Source organism: Lysinibacillus sp. NPDC093688, from assembly GCF_050280145.1.
Lineage (GTDB): Bacteria > Bacillota > Bacilli > Bacillales_A > Planococcaceae > Lysinibacillus > Lysinibacillus xylanilyticus_B.
Window position 1 is genome coordinate 16,215 of the sequence record NZ_JBNNUX010000032.1, and the last position, 25,951, is coordinate 42,165.

A 25,951-nucleotide genomic window follows, 5' to 3' on the forward strand; every position below is an offset into this window, starting at 1 on the left:
AGGAGTGATGCGCTATGGGTAAAATACAAATTATGGACGAGTGGCTGTCCAATAAAATCGCGGCAGGGGAAGTAGTTGAAAGACCAGCCTCTGTCGTTAAAGAGCTTGTTGAAAATGCCATTGATGCAGGAAGTACGTCCATTGATGTTTTTTTACTAGAAGCGGGCCTCACTTCAATTCAAGTCATTGATAATGGTAGCGGTATGGATGAAGAGGATGCATTAATATCATTCTCTCGCCATGCGACAAGTAAAATTCATCAGGAGCATGATTTATTTCGAATTCGTACACTTGGCTTCCGTGGTGAGGCATTAGCTTCCATTGCATCAGTGTCAAAAATGACACTTATTACATCAAATGGTGAATCAGGTACGTATTTAGAGCTTGAAGGTGGGCATATTGCCACACATAAACCTGGCCCTTTGCGCAAGGGAACAGATTTTACAATAGCACAGCTATTTTTCAATACACCTGCTCGTTTAAAATATATGAAAACAATACAGACGGAGCTTGGGCATACAATAGATCTAATGAACCGCCTTGCCCTTGGAAATCCACAAATTGCGTTTAGATTACTGCATAACGGCCAGCAATTGTTACAAACAAATGGACGAGGTGACGTTCAGCAAGTATTAGCGGCCATTTACGGTGTGCATAATGCCAAGAAAATGGTGGCATTCAGTGGAGAGTCACAGGATTATAAAATTTCTGGCTTTGTATCACTACCAGAGGTGACCCGCGCCTCGAAAAATTATATGTCGTTGTTTGTGAATGGTCGCTGGGTGAAGCATTATTTAATACAAAAAGCGATTGTAGATGCTTATCATACGTATTTGCCCATTGAACGTTTTCCGATTGTAGCGCTCTTTATAGAGGGGGATCCTTATTTAACAGATGTCAATGTTCATCCTGCCAAGCATCAAATTCGTTTAAGTAAAGAGCCTGAGCTTCTTAAGCTAATTGAGGAAACGATACGTGAGACAATCCGCCATGTTATTCGAGTACCGCAAATGGAAAAGAAAGAGAAAGTAGCAAAGTCTGAGACGGAGCAGTTAAATATTTGGAAACCAGCACCGAAGCTTAATGTGGAGAAAATGAATGCTATTGTAGAGAAACTTTATGATGTACAAACTGTTCAGGAATCCAACACATTAGATCCGATAGTGCCACAATCTGAATCCGTTCCTACTGCCATTGAAGATAGTTGGCAACCGACACCAGTGATGGAAGTGAATCGTCCTGAAGAAGAAGTGACGCTAGAAGAGCCAATGGAAGTTTTGAAGGATGAGCCTACGAAAGAACCATTCCCTGCACTTGAAGTGGTAGGGCAAATCCATGGCACGTATATTGTTGCACAAATGGAGGATGGCTTTTATTTAATTGATCAGCACGCAGCTCAGGAGCGTATTAAATATGAATTTTTCCGAGAAAAGGTCGGTCAGGTGAACCCAAATGAGCGTCAGGCTTTATTGCTTCCATTGACTTTCCATTATGCTGCTGATGAGGCTCTTGTATTAAGAGAAAATCGACAGGAGTTAGAAGCTGTTGGCGTATTTTTAGAGGAATTTGGACAGGCATCATTTGTCGTGAGAGAGCATCCAAGCTGGTTCCCTAAAGGGGAAGAACAGGAAGTTATTGAGGACTTAATTGAACAAGTGCTGACAACTAAAAAGGCGGACGTCAAAAAATTACGTGAGGCTGCGGCGATTATGATGAGCTGTAAAAAGTCGATAAAGGCCAATTATTATTTAACAAAAGAGCAAATGGAAGTGTTATTGCGAGATTTACGCAATGCCGACAATCCATTTACATGCCCGCACGGACGTCCAGTGCTTATTCATTTTACATCTTATGAAGTGGAAAAAATGTTTAAAAGGGTAATGTAGGTGTAACGCCTGGAACAAAGGTTCAAGTGTAACATGAACAGTCCATGTGAATAAAAGGAATTTTGTAGGTAAAGCATATACAAATGACTCATCATCAAAAGTTGTGGATGACATTTTGCTAAAATGTATGTCATGCATTTTAAGTTGATTGGAGTGGAGACTGGGCGACTCCTTGGGGATTAGCGATAGAGGAACGAAGGCTAAGAGCATCACATCCTGTGATAACGCCTTCGTGACCAACATCGTGTTGGCCCGAGACCCTGCAGCGAAGCCAAGCAGCTCATCGGACGCCCCCAGGAAAGCGCCCAGTCGGAACGGAAATCAACTACGCGTTATGGTGATGAGCTATACGAATGACATTGGAATTTCTAAGCTTAAAGTTATAACTAGTTATACAAGCAGACATATACAGCAAAGGTTACATGTATTTTCAATTTATAGCAAATGGGGGAGAAGGGTATGTTTTCATTTGATCATCGTCCTAAAATTATGCATTTTTTAGAGCAATATAGCTTTGACGTTTTAGTCATTGGTGGTGGCATTACCGGTGCTGGCATTGCACTTGATGCAGCATCGAGGGGGTTATCAGTCGCTTTGATTGAGAAGCAGGATTTTTCTGCTGGTACATCAAGCCGTTCAACAAAGCTTATTCATGGTGGACTTCGTTATTTAAAGCAACTTGATGTAGGTGTAGTAGCGGAGGTTGGGCGTGAGCGTGAAATTGTTTATGACAATGCTGTTCACGTTACTACGCCTGAAAAAATGCTACTACCATTATATAAAAAGGGCTCACTTGGACCATTGTCAACATCATTGGCATTGAAGGTCTATGATCGATTAGCAGGTGTTAAAAAGCATGAACGAAGAACTATGTTAAACGCTCAGGAAACAGCAGCGCTAGAGCCTTTACTTAATCAAGATGAGCTTATTGGTGGTGGCTATTACGTTGAATATCGTACGGATGATGCCCGTCTAACAATTGAAGTGTTGAAAAAAGCTGTGGAATATGGGGCGCTTTGTTTAAATTATGCGGAAATGACAGGATTTTTATATGAGAAGAAAAAGCTTGTTGGGGCACAAGTGACGGATCATGTTACAGGGAAAACAATCGAAGTGCATGCTGCCCAAATCGTCAATGCGACTGGACCTTGGGTGGATGAGGTCCGCCAAAAGGATAAAGTAGTAGACAAAAAGCAATTACGTCTCACAAAAGGGGTCCATATTGTCCTTGATCAAAAGGATTTTCCATTACAGCAAGCCGTGTACTTTGATATTATGGATGGGCGTATGGCCTTTGCAATTCCACGTGATGGTAAAACGTATGTAGGGACAACAGATACAGTTTACGAGGGAGACCCTGTACATCCGGTCGCTACCCAAGAGGACGTTGATTATTTAATTGTAGCTGCAAAAACAGTCTTTCCTACTGCAAATATTTCAAGAGATACGATTGAATCGTCGTGGGCAGGTGTGCGTCCACTTATTTTTGAAAAAGGCAAAGATCCATCCGAAATTTCCCGCAAAGATGAAATATGGACGGCTCCAAGTGGGCTAATAACGATTGCGGGTGGTAAACTAACGGGCTACCGTCAAATGGCAGAAACAATCGTTGATAAAATTGTGAAGATCCATAAATATAAGCACGCAAGTCCATGTGTGACACGTGAGTTATCCCTTTCTGGTGCAAAGGGCATTAATGCCATCAATTTCCCTGATTATAGTTCTTATAAAGCTAAAGAGGGCGTTCAATATGGCCTTAATTATGATGAAGCAAAACAGCTTGTACAAAAATATGGGACAAATGTTGACGCATTATATAACCAGGTGAAATATTTACATGAGCACGGTAGTACGATGCCTTTGGTTTTACATGCCATGCTACTTTATGGCATAGAAGCGGAAATGGTGTACACGCCAAGTGATTTCTTTATTCGTCGAACAGGCTTGTTATACTTCGATATTGATGCAGTAAAACGTTATAAACAGCAGGTTATTCAAGTTATGCAACAACATTTCCACTATACAGATTCACAAAGAAATACGTATGTAGCTCAACTAGAGCAAGCTATTTTGGATGCAACAAATTTTGCAGAGGAAGGAGTGTAAGAAATGGAGCGTTATATTGAGATGTCAGATGGCCATTTTTTGTTTACTCGAACATTAAAGCCAGCGAAGCCATGTATTGGTCATATTCATATATTGCACGGTATGGCGGAGCATAGTGGACGTTATGTTAAATTTGCAAATAGCCTAAACGAAGCGGGTTATGCGGTGACAATGCATGATCACCGAGGGCATGGAGAAACGGCAGCCTATAATGGTACATTAGGTTTTTTTGCTGAACAAAATGGGTTTGATCGTGTCGTAGAGGATGCGCATGAAGTAGTAACATTATTGCATGAGCAATTTGCAGATGTACCATTCATTATATTTGGTCATAGTATGGGATCGTTCATTACTAGAAGATATATACAATTGTACAGCGATCAAGTGGATCATGTGATTCTTTGTGGAACAGGGAATGTTACAGCATTGCATACGATGGGGAATTTAGTAGCAAAAGTATTAGCCAAACAGCTTGGGAAAGAGACGGAGAGCAAGTTGCTAAATAAGCTGAGCTTTGGTAGCTTTAATAAACAGTTCCCGAATTCGAAGACTGCTTATGATTGGATTTGTTCAGTAGAGGACGAAGTGGGAAAATATATAAATGATCCGTATTGCGGCTTTATCCCAACAAATCAATTTTTTGTCGATTTAACAACAGGTTTTATGTCGTTAAATCGTAAAAGTGAGATAGCTAAAGTAAAGAAAGATTTACCGATATTATTGATAAGTGGTAGCAAGGATCCAGTCGGAGAACAAGGCCAAGGTGTATACACTGTTGCAGAACAATTTGCAGAAGCGGGCATACAGGACGTGACGGTTTACCTATTTGAGGATAAGCGCCACGAAATCCTAAACGAGGATAATCGAGAAGCAGTCTATCAAGTTTTATTACGGTGGTTAGAAAAATATGATACAAGATAAAATACAACAGGCAGAGGTCGTAGCAATCGTAGGGCCTACTGCATCTGGGAAAACAGCACTAAGCATTGAGTTAGCAAAAAAATATAATGGCGAAATCATCAACGGTGACTCCATGCAAATCTATCGAGACTTAGATATTGGTACAGCAAAAATTACAGAGGAAGAGATGGAAGGTGTACCCCATCATTTACTAAGCTTCAAAGAACCAACAGAGTCCTTTTCAGTCGCAGACTATCAAAAATTAGTGCGAGCTAAAATTGCGGAAATTCAAACGCGTGGCAAGCTACCGATTATTGTAGGGGGCTCAGGTTTATATGTGCAGGCAGTACTCTTTGATTTTCAATTTACTGAGGAGCAGGTAGATGAGGAGGCACGAAAAGCTTATTATGAAGAGCTAGAGAAATTAGGTCCAGAGGCGATGCATGCTAAGCTTACAAAACTTGATCCACAAACAGCGGAGACAATTCATCCAAATAATACTCGCCGTGTCATACGTGCGTTAGAGATGATTGAGCTTAGTGGCGTTTCAAAGGCATCCGAAGCACAAAATCGTGGAGAGGTTCCACTGTATAATCATGTGATTTTAGGGCTCGGGCAAAATATGTCACGTGAAGTGCTCTATGATCGTATTAACCGTCGTGTTGATATAATGATGGAAAAAGGACTTTTAGAAGAAGTAAAGGGCTTATGGCAGCAACATATTCGTGGTGTGCAGTCAATCCAAGCAATCGGCTATAAAGAATTATACGATTACCTAGATGGAAAGTGCTCTTTAGAAGAAGCTATTGACAGTTTAAAGCAAAATTCTCGTCGCTATGCGAAAAGGCAGCTAACATACTTCCGAAACAAAATGGATGTATATTTTGTTAATACTGACGAAAAACTTTAATTAATTTCTAAAAATTACTAATTGATAAATTGGTAGAACATGCTACTATAGGAATGAAGAGGTAGTAAGAGAGTATAGGGAGGCATATTTGATGAAATCAATTAACTTGCAAGATACATTCTTAAACCATTTACGTAAAAATAATGTTTTTGTAACTGTGTTTTTGTTAAACGGATTTCAGCTAAAAGGTACTGTGAAATCCTATGATAACTTTACAGTATTGTTACTTGATGCTGATAGCAAGCAACACCTTATTTACAAACACGCTATTTCTACATTTGTTCCAGTAAAGCAAGTGGATTTTTTAGAAACAGATGAATAGAGTAAAACAGTTAGTGTTCTTGACACTAGCTGTTTTTTTGCCTTCAGGCTATAATGTAAGAGGAAATTGACATATTGGAGGATTACACATATGAAATCTATGGATACAACAGAAATAGTAGAACTATTAGATGCTAACGAAGACCTGTACATTATTGATGTTCGTGAAGAGGATGAAGTAGCACATGGGATGATTCCTGGTGCTCAGCACATTGCTCTTGGGACAATCCCAGAGCGCTTAGGTGATTTGGATGCTTCTAAGCCATACATTATTGTTTGTAAGGCAGGCGGTCGTTCAGCAAATGCTTGTGCATACCTTGAAGCTCAAGGCTTTGACGTAACAAACCTTGAAGGCGGCATGCTTGCTTATGATGGAGAGTTAGAATTTAAATAATGGTCGATTTAAACCCTCGTTTATGCGAGGGTTTTTTTATACAATCAAGTCGATGCAAGAGTGAAGTGAGTTGTTATTATTTTGGCAGAATATGTTATAATCAGAACAACAAGGAGGGATAAGTATGTATCGAACGATTGCACCCCCAACAATGTCTTTACAGTAGAATCTACTGTTTAGGCATTCATTAAAAGCTTGCTAATTCTCAATAGATTCTACTGTATATCGGAAACTATATACATGTAGAAAGTAGGAATTAGAAATGAGCGGAAAACTATCTTTTATTGTATCAATGATTATTTTTGGAGCTGTCGGTGTTTTTGCAAAATACATTAACTTGCCTTCAAGTGAAATTGCCTTTTGGATGAGTCTCATTGGCTCTTGTTTTTTACTGTTGATTTTCCTTTATAAAAATGAAAGGTTTGCGAAAAAGCCTATTTTGCAAAATAAATGGCCGTTGCTACTTTCGAGTTTTGCCTTATGCGGGAATTGGATTTTTCTTTTCCAAGCGTTCAAGGAAACAACCATCGCTAATGCAGCGCTAAGTTACTATTTTGCTCCAGTACTAGTGATTTGTTTATCACCTATTGTTTTGAAAGAGAAAATATATGCAAGGAAAATCTTTTATGTTTGTGTTGCTCTAGTAGGACTGTATTTTATCGTTCAAAGTCAAACTACCGAAACGAGCGAACATTATATCGGTATTGTCTATGGGCTTATTGCAGCCTGTTTCTATACAGTAGTAACATTTACGAATAAGTATATTCATGGATTAAAAGAGCCAGATAATACGATTATTCAGCTTGCTTTAGCAGCTTTATTCCTTGCACTTTATCTGTTGGGGACCAATGGGTTTCAAGTCATGCAAATCGATATAAAATCAATTAGTTTACTTATTGCATTGGGCATTGTCCATGCTGGAAGCGGCTTCTATCTGTTCTTTTTCGGAATGCGTCATCTAAAAGGGCAAAGTATAGCTATTTTAAGCTATATTGATCCACTAACATCATTAGTAATTTCGACGATGATTTTAGGAGAAAAAATGACGACCCTACAAATAATAGGTGCTATTCTTTTGCTCGGTGCAACATGTCTGAGTGAAATAGATAAAACAAAGCAGCGTATATCACAGTAGTAAACGAACAAGAAGTGCCCAAAAGCCAAAAAGGTTTTTGGGCGCTTTTTCTAAATCATAATAAAAAATTAATAATATCAGTGTTATCGCACATTGTGATGTAGGTACAGCCATTGAAACCGTAATATTAGTTAGTTATAAGAATATTATTGTTGTAAGGCATATGAAATTAATTTTTTAAATGCCTTTTTCTTTTATCTTATTTATTTTTACCAGGCTATTGATTAGGAAAACTTTATTTGATCAAAAGCCCGTTATTATTGTAGAACTATTAGCAGTGTGAAATCATTATAATTTGTGAAGAACTTTTCATTACTATTGCTCATTCTAATTAAATCCTGAAATAGGGCTCAGTGCTAACTATACTCCAGATTTACTTATGATAGTTATGCTAACTGTTCACAAAACTATCAATCACATATTATTAATAAATAATTCCGTCTATATATTACTGAGAAATCTTTTAGCGCTATTTTGTACTTAATTTTGTTAAGCCATCTTGTACAAGCATGAAAACCTCATATTTTTTTGTTTCCCTCAGACAAAGGTTTTTCCGCCTAGCTTCCATTCCATAAGGTCCCCATTTTCTATTTTAGGATAATCATTACTGTAAATCTCAGGGGTGTGTAAAAAATACCCATATGAATCAGTTTTAGTTATGATTTTAATATTCATTTTTTTTTACAAAGACTTGTCAAGTGTTAAATTCCGACTTTTTACCATACGGAATCACACACTTGAAAGGGCGGTATAAATAATACTAATCTTTAATTAGCACAAGTGAGACTGACTGGTACATGTAAATTAGTTTTCTGCTTTTTCAAATCCTCCTTTCACCGACGACCCGACAAAAACGAATAATAGGTAATATTTTGCTTTTGAAGAATGATTATTTTCTTTTGAACAACTAACAAGAAGGTTAGAATTTTTTAATTCTACATAATTTTAAAAGAGAGGAATGTAATAGTTTATGAGCAAAATAGAATCATTATGTCAGCCTTTAAGCGGTTTAATTACTCCGCCGATAAAATTACCCCAAAGTCCTGGAGATCCTGAATACAATATTTATACTTCGTTTTTAGGGGATTTAAATTATATGAGGTTATTTAAGAATAGAAATCATGGAAATCCCATGAAAATCGATGGTTCCGGTGGTGACACCTTAATAGATAATGCACGAATTAAAGCGATGGCAGAAGCTGTAGAACGATATAGTTCTTCTGTATATTCTGATGATCAATTTATCTATGCATCTGCCAATGAATTAGGGGATGAAGCTCTTGATTTAGATAGCATCCCTTTACTATCTGATGATGAATATAACCATCCGTATTGTCCTTTAAAAAGACCAGATAAGGATAAGAAGATTCGTTGGGTAAAGGGCATATCACTTACTACCCAAAAAGAAATGTATATTCCGGCTGTTATGGTATATCTTTACATACCATATTTAAATGACGATGAAAGATTTTGGTTACCTATTTCAACTGGTTGTGCTATTCATGAAAATTACGAAAAGTCAATAATTAATTCCATTAACGAAGTAATAGAGCGAGATGCAATTTCACTAACATGGTTAAATAAATTAGAATTACCAAAGTTGGAAATTAATCCCGAAGTATTACCTGAATGGTGTTTTGATTATTATAAACGTACGGAACAACATCCATTTATACAAACATATTACTTTGATGCGACGACCGATTTAGGAATATCAAGTATTTATAGTTTACAAGTTTCTAAGTATAACGAAAAATTGACCTCTATGGTAATGTGTACAACGGAGCTGGATCCACTCATTGCATTCTCTAAAATCACTCGTGAGGGGGCTTCAGCGAGAATTGCATTGCAAAACCGTACATTGAAAGGTAATGATTTCAATCAATTTTATGAAGTCATGGATGGAGCACTCTATATGGGACAAGCATCTAATGCTTCCTCCTTTAACTTTTTAAAACAATCCGAAAGCACATCAAAATTAAGTGAGATGAAGAATTTGTCGACTGGATCTGATCAAGCAGATCTTAAAAAGTTAATTTCTATATTAAAGAAAAAAGGACATGAAATATTTGCAGTAGACCTTACTACAGATGAAGCAAAGAGAGCAGGTTTAAAAGCAACAAGAGTGATTATTCCTAGCTTACAACCTTTATCATTTGCATACAGAGCTCAATTTAAAGGGACAAGCAGATTATTTCAAGCGCCAGTTAATATGGGATATAAGATAAGAACCGAAGATCAATTAAATAAAAACCCGCAGCCTTTTGCGTAAGTTGAAAGGAGAATTACTTTGCAAATATTTATTCAAGGAAATTTAGGGCGACAGGTAAAGCTATTACAGGAAGATGATAAATGTATATCATTTACAGACATTCAAGACAACAAGGATTTGGATCATTTATATGACCAAAATAAACAAATATATATGCTGATAACAGATAATCCTTTAGTTGATTATGGAAAAATAATAGAAAAAATGGTCATAGCAGAAAATAAAATTTTTATACCAATTATGATCGATTTTCCGTACTTAACTATTGGACCAGTATCTACCGAAGGAAGTGAAGGATGTTTCCATTGTTACATTGATAGACTCCTTCAGCATGATCCTGCTAGAGACGTACTTCGAGATGCACACCGATATTATTATACAGAGGAAAATAGAGACTTTGTGGATATACACCCTGCTGATGCACTTTTAATATCTAATTTTATTAGTTCGTTAAAAGAGACGAAAGATGAGGTAGTGAAAATTTGGAAAGGTAAAGTGAGTAGGTTGAATTTATATGATCGTTCTCTAATATCCTCCCAAGTAATTGGGGTGAGTAATTGTGAGATTTGCAGTGAACATCAAAATTCTAAGGAAAAATCTTATCTAAATATGAAGAAAAACTTGGAAGAAGGTGTTTTTAAATTATGAAGACCATTGAGCACATGACTGGAAAACAGATGGCATTAGCTGTATTAAAAGATCCACAATTTAAAATGCCTACATATCCAAGAGTTTCAGAAGGATTTCGTTTCATATACTTGAATAATAATCGATTATTAATTAACGGAGGACCCGAAAAACAACTATTCAGAGGGAACTCTATCCATAATATCCTTCCCTATGTGATAAACATATGTGATGGTACAATTTCGTTGCAAGAAATTCTGAATTCCGGAAAATATCCATCTCATGATATTTTCCAAGTACTATCTTTATTATATGCTAGAGGACTATTACAAGAAGGAACACCAAATGAAATAGTAAAAAATCATCCTCTATATGGTTTCTTTGATCGAATGGTGGATGGAACAAGGGTTAATAAAAATGTAAATGAAGCGATAAATAAATTTACAAATACAACATTATTGATTGATTACCTTTCACTTGAAACCAGAACCCTTGCCGAAAAATTCGGAGAATACCTAACGCCCTATGGAATGGGTATTGAAGTAAATAATCTCTCGAAAAAATTAGATGATAAAGATAGGGAAACATTGATTATCGGCATCTGTACAAATGAGGAAGAAATTCCACATTGGAAAGAAAAAGTTCGCACGTATCTTCAAGACCAAATACCTTTTCTATTTTTATGGTTTAGAGGAGATAACCTTATTGTAGGTCCATACGTAGATAAATCGGAAACTATTTGTTTTGAGTGTTTTACAGATCAAATAGATCGATTGCAACTTACTTCGTTAAAGAAAGAGACGAGTTTAAACCAGTATCTAATAGGTTTATCACTAGTGGTTCCTGTGATTACAAATATTGTTTCAAAAATAGAGACTCCACTGTTAACTTCAAATAATGTAGAACTATATGATTTAAATACATTAAACAAGAAAACATTTCTTTTTACCTTATCCATTAATTGTGGAGCTTGTAGTCCTCAATTTAATAATTGTGATGACAATGAAAAAGTAAATCTAGTATCACAATATGAATCTATGGTTGAGTTCCCTTCCAGAAAGCACTTGAACCTAAAAGCACATCAAAATCACTATAGTGCAAAAAATTTAAATCTCACACAAGAGTTTAAAAATTATTTTAGTTCTCCTAAATTGAATTTAATGGAATTTGTAAACGAAGAAATCGACAGTTCAATAAGTAAATTAGTTACGTGTATGAAATATACCACAGGTATAAAAGAAACCACGTCCTATCAAGTAAAGAGATGGTGCCCTACAGGTGGAAATCTAGGATCAGTTAATTTGTACTACGCAAATAGTAAGATAAAAAATTTAAATAAATCCATATATTATTATCAACCTATGGAAAATGAGTTGCAACAATTAAACGAAAAATTGAATCATCAAGATATAATAAACATATTTAGCCAAGATGATGAAGATGTAATAGGCTATTTTATTTTAACAGGAAATATACAAAAGGTGGCAACTAAATATAGGCAATTATCATTCCGTTTGGCTAATTTAGATGCAGGAGTAGCAATGGCACAGTGTCAATTAGTAGCACATAAATTAAACTGGAAAGTATCCAGACTGGAAAGTTACGATGAAGAATCTATTAATAACTTATTAGGATTATATGATATTGGTGAAATCGTTACGATAGTATTAAAAATTAGGGAGGGAAATAAGAATGAATCATTTAGTAAATGAGGCCGACATATTAGAAGAAATTATTCTTAATTCGAAGCAACAAAAGGTTCCTACTAATTTTCCTCAATCAGAAGAAATCGATTGGAATCTCAAACTAATTTCAGATGATACTGTACTTAATAAAAGAGAGTCTAAAATTACATTCAATCAAGAAAACAATATAAGATATGATGATTTATTAGAAATTCTCTCATTTAATGATAAATTCAGTAAACAATTTATGACCTCTTCCCAATTAAAGATTGATCAACTAGTAATACCTGAAAGGGTAGAAGGAATTACTGAAAATCGGTGTTTCTATTCATTTGACTCAATAAACAAGACCCTTAATAAGGAATTTGATCTTCCAACTACTTTACAAAAGAAAGAATTAGTCATTCAAGAAGAGTTTGCCCAAGCTGGAGTCATTATTATTTTTGTTGCATCTATAGATGAGGCATATAAAAAATCAGGGGCTTTAGGATATAAAAAACTAGTACAAAGTATAGGTTCAATTGGACATTATACTTGGTTGCAGGCTATTGCTTATGGGTATGAGGGTTCTGTTTTCGCTGGATTTCTTCAAAAAAGTTTAAGACGTTTTACCGATTTAGATGGCTACCATAAGGCTCAATTGTTTGCAGTAGCATTGGGTTAGTATCGAGATATATTATTTTTGGTGAATTGTTAGAGCCTTTCTGTTATAAAATAGATTCTCTCTAACTTTCATATATATGAGGTGCAGCTTTTATGCGCCAACTCAGCACTTTATACAGTTATGCATTAGAATTTGGGGGTGAAAAAAATGGAAGAGAAAAAATTGGAAGAGAATAAACTATTCGGGGAATTAGAGTTGTACGCCGAAGAGCTACCAGAAATAACAACAACTTTTGGGACGTCAACTATGTCTACAGAATCCTCTGCTCTTAGTGCATCATGTCCAACAAGTTCAGCGAGTACTTATACTACTATGAGCAGTGTTAGCTGGTAATTAATACATTTATACAATAAAAAGGTGGGAGGTTCTCCTAAATGTCAGAATTGAAAATTGAAGACAGTTGCTTAGAGCTTATTGTAGTTGAGATTAATGAAGACGATTTAAATACTAACTTTTCTTGTTGTTGGGGATCTTTTGGATGTTTTATGAGTTATGGTACCAGCAGCGCTGGAACAGCTTCAACGGGAGCATGTGCTTGTTAGTTTCTTTTAATTAGAGGAGGAACAAAAATGGAAAAAGACCTTAATTTAGATCTTTACGTGGAAGAATTAGAAGACGAGCATATGTTGATGTTTAATTGCATTGCTTGTGGAACCACAGTTTCGTGTTTCGGAAGTTGTGTTGCAACTGGTACTTGTCTAACAAGTGCGACATCCTAATTAGATTTTTAAAATGAATTCTTAGAAGTGAAACGGTCATAAGCAATAAATTTTCTCGTTTCACTTCTTTCTTTTTTAGATAACTTGATAGACAAAGGTGATATATTATGAGCGAATTAGTTGATAAAAATTTTCATTTGAATAAAATGGTAGAAATTATAACGAATGAGGATAACGATATTTTTGTAATTCAAAAAGATTATAATAAGCATTTTAAAATAAATGAAGTGACGGCATTTTTATTAAATAAATTAAGTCAACAACCTCTAAATATAGAGCAGATGGTAAATCAATTAAATCAACAATACTCGGAAGTTGGAAAAATAGAGTCAAAGAAGGTTGAATCAATTATTGATAATCTATTTAAGAATGGGATCCTAGAATGTGAAGGTGAAAAAAATGTACCCATTAAGAAAAAAAGGGGACAAGCAATACTAAAATATGAGATAAAACCGACTTTATTATTAGATGTAAAGGTAAAGAAAAATACGGGCTTTCTATTTAATTCAAAGTTGAAATTAGTGACGTTCATTATTTGTTACGTTCTTTTTTCCTTATCTTTGTATTTCTATACGCTAGCAACAATCAATTATTCTAACTTTTCATATGCAGCCATGCTAAGAATAGTACCTATAATTTTTATTCATGTTATTGGACATGAAATGGCACATATGTACGTTTGTCGGAAAATGGGTGGAACTATTAATAAAGTAGGTGTTGGTTTACTCTATTACTTTATCCCTGTTGCATTTGTAACTTACAAGGATACGTATCTTATATCCAAAACTTCTCAAGCCAAAATCGCCATAGCTGGACCTTTATTTGATTTAATGATGTTAATGATTGTGTCTATCGTTATGCTTATTACAGATTCTTTTAACTATCTTCTATTTCCATTTAGTATGATGCTTTTTTACATGCAATTTTTGAATTTAAATATATTAATGCCGAGTGATTTATATAGATTTTTAGAAAGCTTATCTAACCAATATAACGTAAGGAGAAATAGTTTAACATATCTGCTTACTGCGATTCACCTTAAGAAACCAGATGAAAATCAAAAAGTAAAAAATCGAAGTACCAAGTTTTTTTATATTACATATTCGCTGTTATCTTTGCTTTATATAGCATCTCTTTTTGTAAGTATGCTATTGGCGTTTAAATATGTTTTTTAGGGAAGGTGTACTATGGCAACAATAAATACGAGTGAAATCTCAGATTTAGTATTAGCGCGTGTCTCAGTTAATCCTGTTTCTATGCTTGAAAAATTTATTTTTAAAGAATCAAAAGAAGTTTTAGAAAATATATACGCCCTTAAAAAGGAAATAGAAGATATGAAAACAACTGTCATTGATTGCATTTTTTCGGTTGTCCCATATATTGAGGATAAGAAACTATCAGGCAAATTAATACGACTAAAAAGAGGAGTATATAATAATAAGCCTGTGAATCTAGAATCGATAAAAAGTATTATCAATGATATTCCGGAAAAAGGTAATTATAAGAAATCTATTTTTCAACAATGGCTCGAGAAAGAAGTAAAACTTCAGTCAGAAATAGATCGATTAGGGGAATTATATCAAAAAGAAGTTCAGCAAAATGAGGAAGAATTATGGGGGATCTTTAATCAAGATAAAAGTGAATTTATGAGAGGAATGCCAATAGTTAATAGTGGTTTTTCCGATTTTCTTAATAGTCGTAAACAAAAACATTATCAATTAGATTCGAATTACTTTAAATCTGTCTACTCATATTTTTTAAGAAGTGTAGCAAAAACAAGTCCAATCAGTACTTTTACACAACTAACCTTATCTGGATTTGCACCAAAAACAAGGGATTTTCAGGTCAATGGAGTGTATGTAAGATGGCTTAGAGGGTTAGTTAGTAATTTTTTTGAGTCATTATCTATTAAGCAACATTATGTTCACTTTTTTAGATTTAAGGTAACCGATTTTATTGAAACAGAGGACAAGGGTAGAATATATTTTCGTGGGAATTACTCAGCGATTAATAGTATTTTTTCTAAAACAGAGGATGTCTTCATTTATAATGAATTTCTAAATATCCTACAATCTTTACCACTTCATTCATTTACCTATGATCAATTAGTTGCTGAAATTAACCATCCATACCCGGAGAGGATTGCTAAGTTCTTAATTGAGCAAAAACTCATTCGCCCAATCATGCCTTGTTCGTTACAGGATAATATGCCTTTTAAGGCGATTGCAAATTTCATGAAAGAAAGTAAACATTTCGATTTAAAGATCCATGGAGACTTATGTGAGAAACTCTTCTTATTGGATAACCTTAAAGCAGAATTGGAGATAACGACTTCTAAATCAAAAAGGGATTTCTTAGTTCGAAGAATCAAAGACAATGTTGAAATTATTTATCAACTCATACAAACCACTCCACCATATTGGATTAGTACTACCGAATTAGTATATGAAGATACGAGGTTTAAGACAGAGGTTCCTTTTTTGGGTGAAGATCTAAAAAATGAGATGATACAACTCCAAGAATACATTAAACCTTTCACGTATAGGCATGCCTTGAATGATCGATTAATGGATAAATTTATACAGTTTTATGGGAAAAGTGGTAATGTTACCGTCCTCGAATTTTTATGTGAAATAATCGAATCAGAAATGGAATATTCCAAGCTAATAAAATTAGCACGACATGATGATATTCAAAATGTGATGTCGGGAAAAAATATTTATGAGGATAATCAAAACCATAAGTCTGCAACGCTGTACTATCAAATTGTTAGTGAATCTCATGAGAATTTATTGAATGGTGATTATTTAATTGTCATCAATAAGGTGACTGATGGTAGTGGTTCCGTTTTTTCTCGTTTTAACCCGATGTTTGATGAAAAGCATTATAAAGAGGAAATTGTTCAATGGAATAATAAACTTAGTAAAAGTCAAGAAATAGTAGAGTTTTCTGTTGGTGGAGACTGGGCTAATGTACAAGAGAAATATAATCTTTTCCCCAATCAACTTAATTGGATTGGAGAATTACCTAACGTTCATGATGAGGAGAATACTAAAATAGGTGTCACTGATTTAAATTTATCGATTAGGGATGGCAAGTTTATATTGACAGATAAAGAGAATCATCAAATAAAGCCTGTTTATTTAGGCGCAGTTCCGGAACACTTATCGGCTGATTTATCCAAATTATTCTTTACTATAGTAAAGCCTTGGTATATACGTACCCCATATGGTTCGAATCCATTAAATAAACCACAAGTAAACGAAAACGATAATATTACCCATATACCTAGATTTCAAGAGGGGAAAATTGTATTTGAACGTGAGAAGTGGGTAGTGAAGTTAGAAGAATTACAGGGTATTTTGAGTCAATACAAAGATAATGAATTATTTTTAGAATTAAATACTTGGAGAAGAAAACATAATATACCAGAAGAAGTTTTCTTTACGCTTGAATCCAATTCAATGTTAGATAACTATAAACCGATGTGGTTCCACTTCTTAAGTATCCCTTGCATCAATTTATTAAAGCGCTCTATAACTTCAAAGTCTAACTATATAACCTTTACTGAGGCTTTGCCTTCAGTTAATTCACAATGGTACAAAGACAAAGAAGAAAAATATGTGACCGAATTCATGTCACTACTCTCTATTTAAAATTTATGGATTGGAGGGATTAAAATTAACGAAAATAATGGTTATAACTGGTTGTATTATTGTATATATCCTGGATCACTAGAGAAATTAGATGTTGGAGTTGAAGAAATAATAATCCCTGCAAAGGATTTAGCTATAAATTGTTTTGGTGTTGAAAAATGGTTTTTTATAAGGTATATGGATGCCGGTGGAGCACATCTAAGGCTAAGATTTCATGTGAAAGATATTTATTTAGTGGAATTTTGTGAAAGAATGGACGAAGTGTTATTGAAATGTTTAGAGCAAGTAGAACGAAAACAGTCATATCCTCTTAAACGAATAGTACCAAATAAGCAGAATATTCAACGTACAGTGCCGAGAATAGAAAAGGATTTATATGAACCCGAATTAAAAAAGTACTTTAATAAAAGGTACTTGAAATTATCAGAAGAACTTTTCAACTATTCTAGTGAGATTGTTTGTTCGATTTGCTACCAGGTAAATCTAGAAAATATTAATCGGTATGAATTTGGTTTAATGTTAATGAAGAGAGTTTTTGATGCAATCGAACTAGAGCAAGGTCCATTACTTGCATTTTTACAGAATTACTTAAATTACTGGAGTGGTTCTGATAAGATGACTTATCAACTAATAAATATCGCTACTCAGAAGAGAGATGCCTTGGAAGCCATCCTAGCCCAAGATTTATATGTTGACTATCACGAAGAAATTGATCAATATGTAATAAAACTTAAATGTATTTTATTTGAAATTTATGATGAATTTGGGGAAGGTGCTTTTTATCATCTGCTATTTCATTATACCCATATGATGAATAATAGATTAGGTATCTGGCCAATCGAAGAAGCGTATTTGAGTGCATTATATATTCAAAGGTTACAAAATGTAATAGCACAATGAGACTATTTGGAGGTTTGTTATGAAAATACTCCCGCATGAAGAAGTGATTTGCGATGAACAATCTATGGTTATTGAAAACTTAACCAAACAATATGCTAACAATGTAGTATTGGATTCCTTGTCATTAACAATTAATACAGGAGAAATACATGGGATATTAGGACGGAATGGAGTAGGTAAAACCACACTGATTGAATGTGCAGTAGGATTAAAATCATTCAATCAAGGATCCATCAAAATTAGAGGATTGAATATTCTAGAGGATAGGGACAAAATCATTAAACATGTTGGTATACAACCTCAGGAAGCTAATTTATTTCCTAGGTTAACCATTATGGAAACTATGGAGTTATTCTCAAGTTTTTATGGAGAGATACTTTCATACCATAACATCGTGGAAATGCTCGACTTAGATAAAATAAAAAATAAGCGGGTTAATAGTTTGTCTACAGGTCAAAAACAAAGATTATTAGTAGCTCTTTCTTTAATTGGCAATCCGTCTTTAATCATATTAGATGAGCCAACAACAGGAATTGATCCTCAAATTAAACAATTAATATGGCAAGTGTTAAATAAAATGAAGTCTCAAAACAAGTCTATTTTATTGTCGACACATAATATGGAAGAAGCAGAGAAAATTTGTGATCGGATTTCGATTCTACATGATAAAAAAATAATTTTAACAGGAACTCCTAGTGAGATAATCAATAAATATCGAAAAACAAAGAATGATACATTAGAAGATGTTTTCCTATTATTAACAGGGACTACATTAAGGGGGGGGATGGATTAAGATGATCGATAAATTATCTATGAAGTATTTAATATCAACTGGTCTAAAAGAAATTTATCGGGAGCCAAAGGTCTTTTTTTTCACGTTGTTATTCCCATTCTTCTTTTTGCTGATGTTTGGAGGGATGAGTTTTATAATTGAGCCATCCGATGATTTAGGATTGTCGTTTATCGAGTACGAATTTCCAGGGATACTTATTTTTGCGCTATTGTCCGTTGGTTTTTTAGGTACTTCAGTACCGTTAATTGAAATGCGACAAAAAGGGATACTGAAAACTTTGCGGACTACACCTCTAAAAGAATCAACTTTTATTATTTCTCAAATTATGGTGAGATTTATTTTAGGAATTATGCAAATTTTATTTTTCACATTGTTAGGTTTTATCATGAACTTCATTACTCTAAGTAATATCGTTCCTTTTATTTTAATAGGTATGTTAGGTCTAGTTATGATATTAACCTTAGGATTTTTATTTGGTGGGTTATTTAATAATGCTGAATTGGCATCGGGTGTACTAAGCTTTGGAATGGTTCCGCTTGTTATGCTTAGTGGAGCAATGCTTCCTTTATATATCCTTCCGGATGTGGTTAAATCTATTTCTTACTTTATCCCATTTACTTATCTTACTGAATTATTCCATCAAGTACTGTTTGATTTAGATGTCAAATTCTCCATTTTAGTAAATTTAAGTATAATAATTGGAGTAACATTGATAATATTCTATCTAACCAAACGAACATTTAGGTGGCGATAAGAGAAAAGGGATAATTTTTATGATCCATGATGTCCAAAATGTTTACCAATATACTCGGTCAATACAAAATTTTTAATATAAATTACGTTTTAATCTGAGATGTTTGAATAGGAAAATGAAAATGTACTCTTTCATCCCATTCGTCACTGTACGTACGAGTCGTATACTGTAAGTTATTGTTGTAATATTCATAATTAGCTCTAAGTCTTAGACGATTCCCTGGAATTGTTTAGGACTTTTTCTAATATTAAAATTTCTTGGTTCCATACTATTTTTTTGTATAGCAATTACACACAAAAAAAGCACATTCACCGATTTATATGTACTTGAATTGTAGAGAAACAAGTAATAGAAAGGTGAACTGTGCAAATGCATTTTAACATGAAATATGCCAGGATTAAAAGATATAGAGATTACGAAAAGATCATGGCATTTAGCTTTGTTGATAGGGTTTATATTCTATATATCACATTTTGGTTGCATAATACTATTTAGAATTTTTCGAAATTTTTAATTTTAATTGAAGCTACTTCACCACATTTCTTGCAAATGGTAAAAATCAGGGGGGAACCACTTTTAAAAATATTATCCGCAGGTTTGACATATGCAAAACCATTACCCATTATACCTTTGGTAAAAGAGTCACTTCCACATGATTTACATATTAATTTTTCCTCCGACATTAATATCACCTCCGAAAAGTATTTATTAATAAATACGTCTATCTACCAAAAAAAAAGTTTCGAATAGTTCTGAAAATTAAAACTCATCTGCATGTTACTCTAAATATCTCAAGCAAAAACTGTTACGTTTTGGCGAACTTCTATGACGTAGCAAACTTTCCTGAAGAAACTGAGTTATTCAAAACCGCATTTGAATAGGAAATCATTTAAAAATTGCTCATCCTATTTTTAGAAATGTCTTAGGAATATTGCTGAGTATAAAAAGAAATACGCATCTTTTATTAATCCGTATTTTAGATTTGGTGGAGACTATTGGATTGAACATAGGTATTCAGCTAAACAAAATAGATTTTGAAAGAGGGAGTAGAGTAGCATTAAATTAAACTGGAATATTTAACTGTTGGCAAGCTAATTCTTTATATAAAGAATGTGTTCCCATAAGTTCAGTATGCTTCCCGATACCTGTTACTGTGCCATTTTCCAACACTACAATTTGATCTGCATTTTGTATTGTGGAGATTCGGTGTGCAATAACAAGTGTTGTACGATCCACCATTAATTTTTGTAATGCTTTTTGAACAAGTAATTCAGAAGCACTATCAAGGTTAGAAGTAGCTTCATCCAACAATAAAATTTTAGGATTTCGAATTAAAGCTCTCGCAATGGCGATTCGCTGGCGCTGTCCACCAGAAAGCTTCAATCCACCTTCTCCAACCTGCGTATTAACTCCATCCGGAAATCGATCAATAAACTCTAAAGCATTGGCTTGTTGTATAGCATGTTGAATAGCTGTCTCTGAAACTTCGTGTTCAACACCATATAATATATTTTCTTTAATAGTCCCTGACATTAAAGGACTTTCCTGTGAGACATAACCAAGCTGACTACGCCATGACTGCAGTGAAAAATCATAAATATTTGTTTGGCCAAGTAATATTCCGCCCGAGTTGGGCTTGTAAAAACGTTCTAGTAAAGAAAATAATGTCGTTTTTCCACTGCCACTAGGACCAACAAATGCCGTCATTTTTCCAGTAGGAATTATTAACGAGAGATTTTTGATAATGGCATCTTCTTGATAGGCAAAAGAAACATCGCGAAATGATATATCTTGTTCGGCATTCCTTACTTCTATCTTTGCGAGCTCACCCTCATGCTGAACAGAAAGAATATCTTGAATTCTCTCTGTCGCCCCAAGTGCCTTTTGCAGAGAGGTAAAGAAGGACGCCATTTGAGTAAAAGGCACAACAATTTGAAACATATAAATTATAATCGCTACAAGTGCACCCGCAGTTAGTGCACCAGAGGCTACTTGTACGCCACCGTAGCCAATTAAAATTACAAGTACAAGCATCATTACAAAGGTCATGAAGGGAGAAATAAAGGCTTGAACTTTTGCTTCTTTTAATCCAAATTTAAAAAGGTTGTGGACGTTTTTTTCACCATAACTGCCTTCGGTTTGCTCAGCATGATACGCTTTTACAAGACGAATATTTGCTAACACACGTCCAAGGTTAGCGGAGAAATCTGCCATCTCATTCTGTGTAGCATTTGCAATTTTATACATTTTTTGTCCTAAAGGTAGGATGAATAAAATAGATAATGGAACAGAAATCAGCATAATAACAGTCATTTTCCAATCAATGAGTAATAGGAAAATTATTGATCCAATAATGGAAATAACTCCTGTGACAAATGTGATTAGATGTTGTGTAATCAATGCTTTCACAATATTTGTATCCTGTGTGATTCTACTCATTGTTTCCCCAGACTGATGCTCATCAAAAAAAGAAATAGGGAGTCGTAGTACATGGTTCCACAATCGATTTCGAATAGAGGAAACAATTGCTTCTCCGATATAAGTCATAAAATAAAAGGATAACCCCGAGAAAACTGTTTGTATAATTAAAATAGCTCCGAGTAAGAGCATAAAGGAAATATTAAACGCTGAATTTGTTAATTGATCTACTAATCTCATCGTGAATAATGGGATTAGTAACCCAGCAACGGTTTCGATTAATCCTAAAAAGACAGCGAAAATAATGATCCATTTTGGTGGATTAGCTATTTTAATAAGCTGTAAAAAGTCTTTACCATTTGTAGCTTTTGGATTTTTACGTTCACTATTTTTACTCATTTGAATTTGCCTCATTCTAGCTAATTGATTTGAATTTTTTATAGCAAATTAATAATTTTATAAGCCTAAAGAACAGCTATTCCTTTAGCTGAATTTTGATTTGAAGAAAAAGTTTCTTTCAATTTAGGTAATGGTAACCAAGAAAATCTATCTTCTTCTATTCCTGACAGTGCCAACAACATCCCCGCTGCTCCAGAAAAAATGTCACCTGAAAGCTTATAGCAATAATCTCCTGGCATAAAATATTTATCATTATCACTAAGTACATATAAATTTAAGGTGTTTAATGTTTTATCTAAGAATCTTCCTCCCGTTTGAAGCTCGATATCAATTGTGTTGGCAGTTATGATCATCCCACCTAAGCCACGAAATAGACCCGAACCGTAAAAACATTTGGAACTAGCCACTTCTCCTATTCCCCTTAATTCAGTTTCCCATCTCGGGTCTTTTAACAAATGTCTTAACTCTATCATGCTAAGACCTACACCCGCGCTGCCACCGGCTAGATACGGAATAAACCTTGTGTTTTCTTTATCGTTAACTTGGTACGTTCCTGAATTATCCATAATACATATACTTGTATCTTTTTCTAAAGCTTGCAGAGAAAGTTCTAACCATACTTTTTCATTTGTAGCTTTAAATAAAGCACTATAAAATAGAGAAACACCTGACCATCCATCTATTAATCCTAGTGGAATCGCATCAGCATCGTTAGATGTTACTGCTATGTCTTTTTCGAGATGGGAACATAACTGAAGACCTATTTTAATAGCACGATCAAGCATGGACTTTAAATTGGGTATATAGGATGCAGAGATAAACGCTAAGCCTATACCAGCTAATCCCGTTCTGATTGAAATATCTGCATTATCCGATTCTACTTCTATTGAATCATAGATTGCTTTGGATCTTTCAATCATCCCTAATTCATAAAGTATGCCTGCAACTCCTGCTTTTCCTGAAAAAAGCCCATTATCAAGCTGATTAATATATTCTTCCGCACTATACTTTAATGCCCAGGATTTTGCCTTTTCAGGTACATCGCCTGTGCGCATTAATGCCATGATTACTCCGAAGCCACCCGTTAGTATATTAAAGATTCCACCTAAACTTTCATACTGACGGATATCCCCCGATAATAGCTTAATATCACACTTCAAATTATTGACAATACCTGCTCTGATTGATGAGATAATTTCCGGTAAATCTAATCGACTAAAGTATTTAGACGGCGCAGAGAGAAGACTTTTTTGCGGGATAACGCTCCTTTTATTACATTCACTTTCAATTTCTTCAATCAAACGCATTGCCTGACTACCGAATTGATCAAAAATCCATTGATCATGTTTTTTTATGATATTCACCGCTATATCTTGAACGGGTCCTATCGGTAGAAACACATATCTTGCGATGCGAAGTAAGGCAAACCAATCTGTCTGTTCCCGTGAAAGATTTGGGGCTCCAACAAAACCAAGCCGCATTAAACCTGAGGGAATACTGTCGTTTATATGACTAGCCGCTTCAAAATCAATTAGTTTAATATCGTTAGAAGCTGTTACCATTACATTGGCCGGCTGTAGATCGCCCATACCAACGTCTCTAGCATGGATAGATTGCAGAGCATCTTTTAATTGCCTTAGTATAGAACAGGCATTGTTACAATACTCATTTGAGTCTTGCTGTGCAGAGAATGGATAATTCGTTGCTATCCAAGTATCTAAAGATGTTCCACTAATATACTCTTCTGCTAAAAATACATGTTCCCACTCTGGAAACGTTTTATGAAATGAAACCACAGATTCTAATCCTAGTAGTTTTTTTAAAATACTAGCCTCATGATTTAAACGCTCTACCGCATCTCTTCCTTGACCATCTAAACCTGCATATGGTCGACCCTCTTTCAATACCACTTTAGTATTTGAAGGTATGTGATTTGCCACATAAACCCCACCACCATTACTGAAGTGCAAAGCAGATTCAATAGTATAATTATCAAGCTCTGATACAGCAGTCTGTATTTTTTCATGCTCTTCCGTCATTTTTTTAACAATTAGCGGTTCTTCTATAAAATCAGGAACCGTATAATATGGCGCTCTAGAATCGGGTATTAACTCCCCTAAAGGATTTTGAATGGCTGGAATTCTTGATGCACCGTTTATTAAGTACATCTCCTTGAATGCCCCGTATCTAAAGTAAACATTTCCATCCAACCATCTTTTATCGTTCAGTATGTATGGACCTTTTGAAAAGTCATTCAAAAGTAAATGTAACTTCTCTAAAAGGAAAATAAATTGATTTTCGTTATTTGGATAAATAGTAATAAATTTACCTGATGATGCTCTGTCACCATATTTAGAATTCTTTAATATTAATTCCCACACATTAGATACATGCTTAAATGGAACTAAATTTTCAAACAAAAAATTCGAAACAACTTTCAACATTTCTTTGGCTTCTTTTGGGGTAGAACTAATATGTACCTTCCAACCTTGAACAGGCAAATAAGAGTCGGTCTTAGAATAATATGTCCAATGTTTATCCGAGTTTATAACCCAGTTAGATGGTACATTAGAAATTTCGAGAGCCATCTCTGTTGCCTTTTCAAGTGGAGGCTCATAATATCTCTCTTTAAGATTAATATACTGTACATAACGCAAATCCATTATTATTACCTCCACTCTGAAATGTTATTTAAGTTTTAGAATCCTGGAAGATGACAATTAAATACGCTCACTTGACTAGGATAACCGACGCATAAAAATTGGCTGTTTGCGGAATTACGCGCGGCACCATTTAAGTTATGACCATTTTCTACATTCATTTTTTGTAACTTTAGAACATTTGATTTTTTCTTACTATTTACCATGTTGTATACCTCCTAGACTAAATATAAATTCGTTGCAACAAATTCCTTATTTACACTCGAGTTACTTTAAGATTAGTAGTACAAATACTACCCTTTCAAGTGCGTATTTCCGCATAAAAAAAGTCGGAATTTAACACTTGACAATTAATTCTTATTTAATCTTCTAATATTCGTTAAAAATATTCATCGTGGGTTGAAATTCTCCCTGTACCAAAGTAGTGAATGCAATATTTAGAGCGTGTTTTATATCACACGTTGTCTTAATTTTCGGCGGTTCATACAGATTTAAAAGCATCATTTAACCTCGGAGAATAATGATTTTGTACATCCTTAAATAAGAAAATATACATATTATATTGGTGTTGATATTTATATACTATGTAAACCTTTACGAAACGTTAGAATCTCTCTTTTTTATTGATATTACTATTTATTACTATTTTAACCACTATTTATTAATAGGGAAAAAGTAACAGAGATCTTAGCCAAACAAATATGAATTTGTGACTCTTTTAAAGAAACAAAGGTATTTCAATTTTGACTAAT

At 34.4% G+C, this 25,951-nt stretch carries 23 protein-coding genes; 19 read left to right on the forward strand and 4 right to left on the reverse strand.

The genetic code is table 11. The features are described from left to right. Positions 1-14 precede the first annotated feature (14 nt). The 19 genes from mutL (at position 15) to ACQKN2_RS19930 (ending at position 19,722) form a co-directional block, all read left to right on the forward strand. The gene (mutL, locus tag ACQKN2_RS19840; protein ID WP_427416478.1) at positions 15-1,886 is read left to right on the forward strand and encodes a DNA mismatch repair endonuclease MutL; all 1,872 of its coding nucleotides are present in this window, start codon (positions 15-17) and stop codon (positions 1,884-1,886) included. A gap of 459 nt (positions 1,887-2,345) precedes the next feature. Then, on the forward strand, positions 2,346-3,992 hold the full coding sequence (locus ACQKN2_RS19845; protein WP_427416479.1) for a glycerol-3-phosphate dehydrogenase/oxidase: 1,647 nt from the start codon (positions 2,346-2,348) through the stop codon (positions 3,990-3,992). A 3-nt stretch (positions 3,993-3,995) separates the two neighbouring features. Then, positions 3,996-4,913, forward strand: a complete 918-nt coding sequence (locus ACQKN2_RS19850; RefSeq protein WP_427416480.1) for an alpha/beta hydrolase — start codon at positions 3,996-3,998, stop codon at positions 4,911-4,913. Then, positions 4,900-5,802, forward strand: coding sequence for a tRNA (adenosine(37)-N6)-dimethylallyltransferase MiaA (gene miaA, locus ACQKN2_RS19855; protein WP_427416481.1), 903 nt, complete (start codon positions 4,900-4,902; stop codon positions 5,800-5,802). The genes ACQKN2_RS19850 and miaA overlap by 14 nt, the downstream gene beginning before the upstream one ends. A 91-nt stretch (positions 5,803-5,893) precedes the next feature. Further along, on the forward strand, positions 5,894-6,124 hold the full coding sequence (gene hfq, locus ACQKN2_RS19860; RefSeq protein WP_323651423.1) for an RNA chaperone Hfq: 231 nt from the start codon (positions 5,894-5,896) through the stop codon (positions 6,122-6,124). Positions 6,125-6,214: 90 nt separating this feature from the next. Continuing rightward, complete coding sequence (locus ACQKN2_RS19865; protein ID WP_427416482.1) at positions 6,215-6,517, forward strand: rhodanese-like domain-containing protein; 303 nt, start codon at positions 6,215-6,217, stop codon at positions 6,515-6,517. Between the two features lie 262 nt (positions 6,518-6,779). Further along, positions 6,780-7,652: a DMT family transporter gene (locus tag ACQKN2_RS19870; protein WP_427416483.1), complete on the forward strand. Its 873-nt coding sequence runs from the start codon at positions 6,780-6,782 to the stop codon at positions 7,650-7,652. Positions 7,653-8,622: 970 nt separating this feature from the next. After that, positions 8,623-9,924: a YcaO-like family protein gene (locus ACQKN2_RS19875; RefSeq protein WP_427416484.1), complete on the forward strand. Its 1,302-nt coding sequence runs from the start codon at positions 8,623-8,625 to the stop codon at positions 9,922-9,924. An 18-nt stretch (positions 9,925-9,942) separates the two neighbouring features. Next, the gene (locus ACQKN2_RS19880) at positions 9,943-10,572 is read left to right on the forward strand and encodes a hypothetical protein (RefSeq protein WP_427416485.1); all 630 of its coding nucleotides are present in this window, start codon (positions 9,943-9,945) and stop codon (positions 10,570-10,572) included. Continuing rightward, positions 10,569-12,263 carry a SagB family peptide dehydrogenase gene (locus ACQKN2_RS19885; protein WP_427416486.1) on the forward strand — a complete coding sequence of 565 codons (1,695 nt, stop codon included), beginning with the start codon at positions 10,569-10,571 and terminating at the stop codon, positions 12,261-12,263. The genes ACQKN2_RS19880 and ACQKN2_RS19885 overlap by 4 nt, the downstream gene beginning before the upstream one ends. Further along, positions 12,244-12,900: a nitroreductase family protein gene (locus ACQKN2_RS19890; RefSeq protein WP_376069453.1), complete on the forward strand. Its 657-nt coding sequence runs from the start codon at positions 12,244-12,246 to the stop codon at positions 12,898-12,900. Before ACQKN2_RS19885 ends, ACQKN2_RS19890 begins: the two co-directional genes overlap by 20 nt. Positions 12,901-13,047: 147 nt before the next feature. Next, positions 13,048-13,233 carry a thiocillin family RiPP gene (locus tag ACQKN2_RS19895; protein ID WP_427416487.1) on the forward strand — a complete coding sequence of 62 codons (186 nt, stop codon included), beginning with the start codon at positions 13,048-13,050 and terminating at the stop codon, positions 13,231-13,233. A gap of 41 nt (positions 13,234-13,274) precedes the next feature. After that, on the forward strand, positions 13,275-13,442 hold the full coding sequence (locus ACQKN2_RS19900; protein ID WP_376069458.1) for a hypothetical protein: 168 nt from the start codon (positions 13,275-13,277) through the stop codon (positions 13,440-13,442). 27 nt (positions 13,443-13,469) lie between these two features. Then, complete coding sequence (locus tag ACQKN2_RS19905) at positions 13,470-13,619, forward strand: thiocillin family RiPP (protein ID WP_427416488.1); 150 nt, start codon at positions 13,470-13,472, stop codon at positions 13,617-13,619. Between the two features lie 107 nt (positions 13,620-13,726). Continuing rightward, on the forward strand, positions 13,727-14,794 hold the full coding sequence (locus ACQKN2_RS19910; protein WP_427416489.1) for a site-2 protease family protein: 1,068 nt from the start codon (positions 13,727-13,729) through the stop codon (positions 14,792-14,794). Between the two features lie 12 nt (positions 14,795-14,806). Next, positions 14,807-17,275 (forward strand): lantibiotic dehydratase, encoded by a 2,469-nt coding sequence (locus ACQKN2_RS19915; RefSeq protein WP_427416490.1) that lies wholly within the window; start codon positions 14,807-14,809, stop codon positions 17,273-17,275. A gap of 51 nt (positions 17,276-17,326) precedes the next feature. Next, positions 17,327-18,175 carry a lantibiotic dehydratase C-terminal domain-containing protein gene (locus tag ACQKN2_RS19920; RefSeq protein ID WP_427416491.1) on the forward strand — a complete coding sequence of 283 codons (849 nt, stop codon included), beginning with the start codon at positions 17,327-17,329 and terminating at the stop codon, positions 18,173-18,175. Between the two features lie 19 nt (positions 18,176-18,194). Further along, a complete protein-coding gene (locus ACQKN2_RS19925) occupies positions 18,195-18,968 on the forward strand; it encodes an ABC transporter ATP-binding protein (protein ID WP_427416492.1) in 774 nt (257 codons plus the stop codon). Position 18,969: 1 nt separating this feature from the next. Next, the gene (locus ACQKN2_RS19930) at positions 18,970-19,722 is read left to right on the forward strand and encodes an ABC transporter permease (RefSeq protein WP_376069473.1); all 753 of its coding nucleotides are present in this window, start codon (positions 18,970-18,972) and stop codon (positions 19,720-19,722) included. A 491-nt stretch (positions 19,723-20,213) separates the two neighbouring features. Here the strand turns inward: ACQKN2_RS19930 and ACQKN2_RS19935 are convergent, their stop codons facing one another. The 4 genes from ACQKN2_RS19935 to ACQKN2_RS19950 all read right to left on the reverse strand — a co-directional run bounded on the left by ACQKN2_RS19935 (position 20,214) and on the right by ACQKN2_RS19950 (position 25,405). Then, positions 20,214-20,405, reverse strand: coding sequence for a hypothetical protein (locus ACQKN2_RS19935; protein WP_376069476.1), 192 nt, complete (start codon positions 20,403-20,405; stop codon positions 20,214-20,216). 379 nt (positions 20,406-20,784) lie between these two features. Continuing rightward, entirely contained in the window at positions 20,785-22,539 is a 1,755-nt protein-coding gene (locus ACQKN2_RS19940) for an ABC transporter ATP-binding protein (protein ID WP_427416493.1), read from the reverse strand. Between the two features lie 65 nt (positions 22,540-22,604). Then, a complete protein-coding gene (gene lanKC / locus ACQKN2_RS19945) occupies positions 22,605-25,202 on the reverse strand; it encodes a class III lanthionine synthetase LanKC (RefSeq protein WP_427416494.1) in 2,598 nt (865 codons plus the stop codon). 35 nt (positions 25,203-25,237) lie between these two features. Beyond that, positions 25,238-25,405, reverse strand: a complete 168-nt coding sequence (locus tag ACQKN2_RS19950; RefSeq protein WP_427416495.1) for a SapB/AmfS family lanthipeptide — start codon at positions 25,403-25,405, stop codon at positions 25,238-25,240. Between the last annotated feature and the right edge of the window lie 546 nt (positions 25,406-25,951).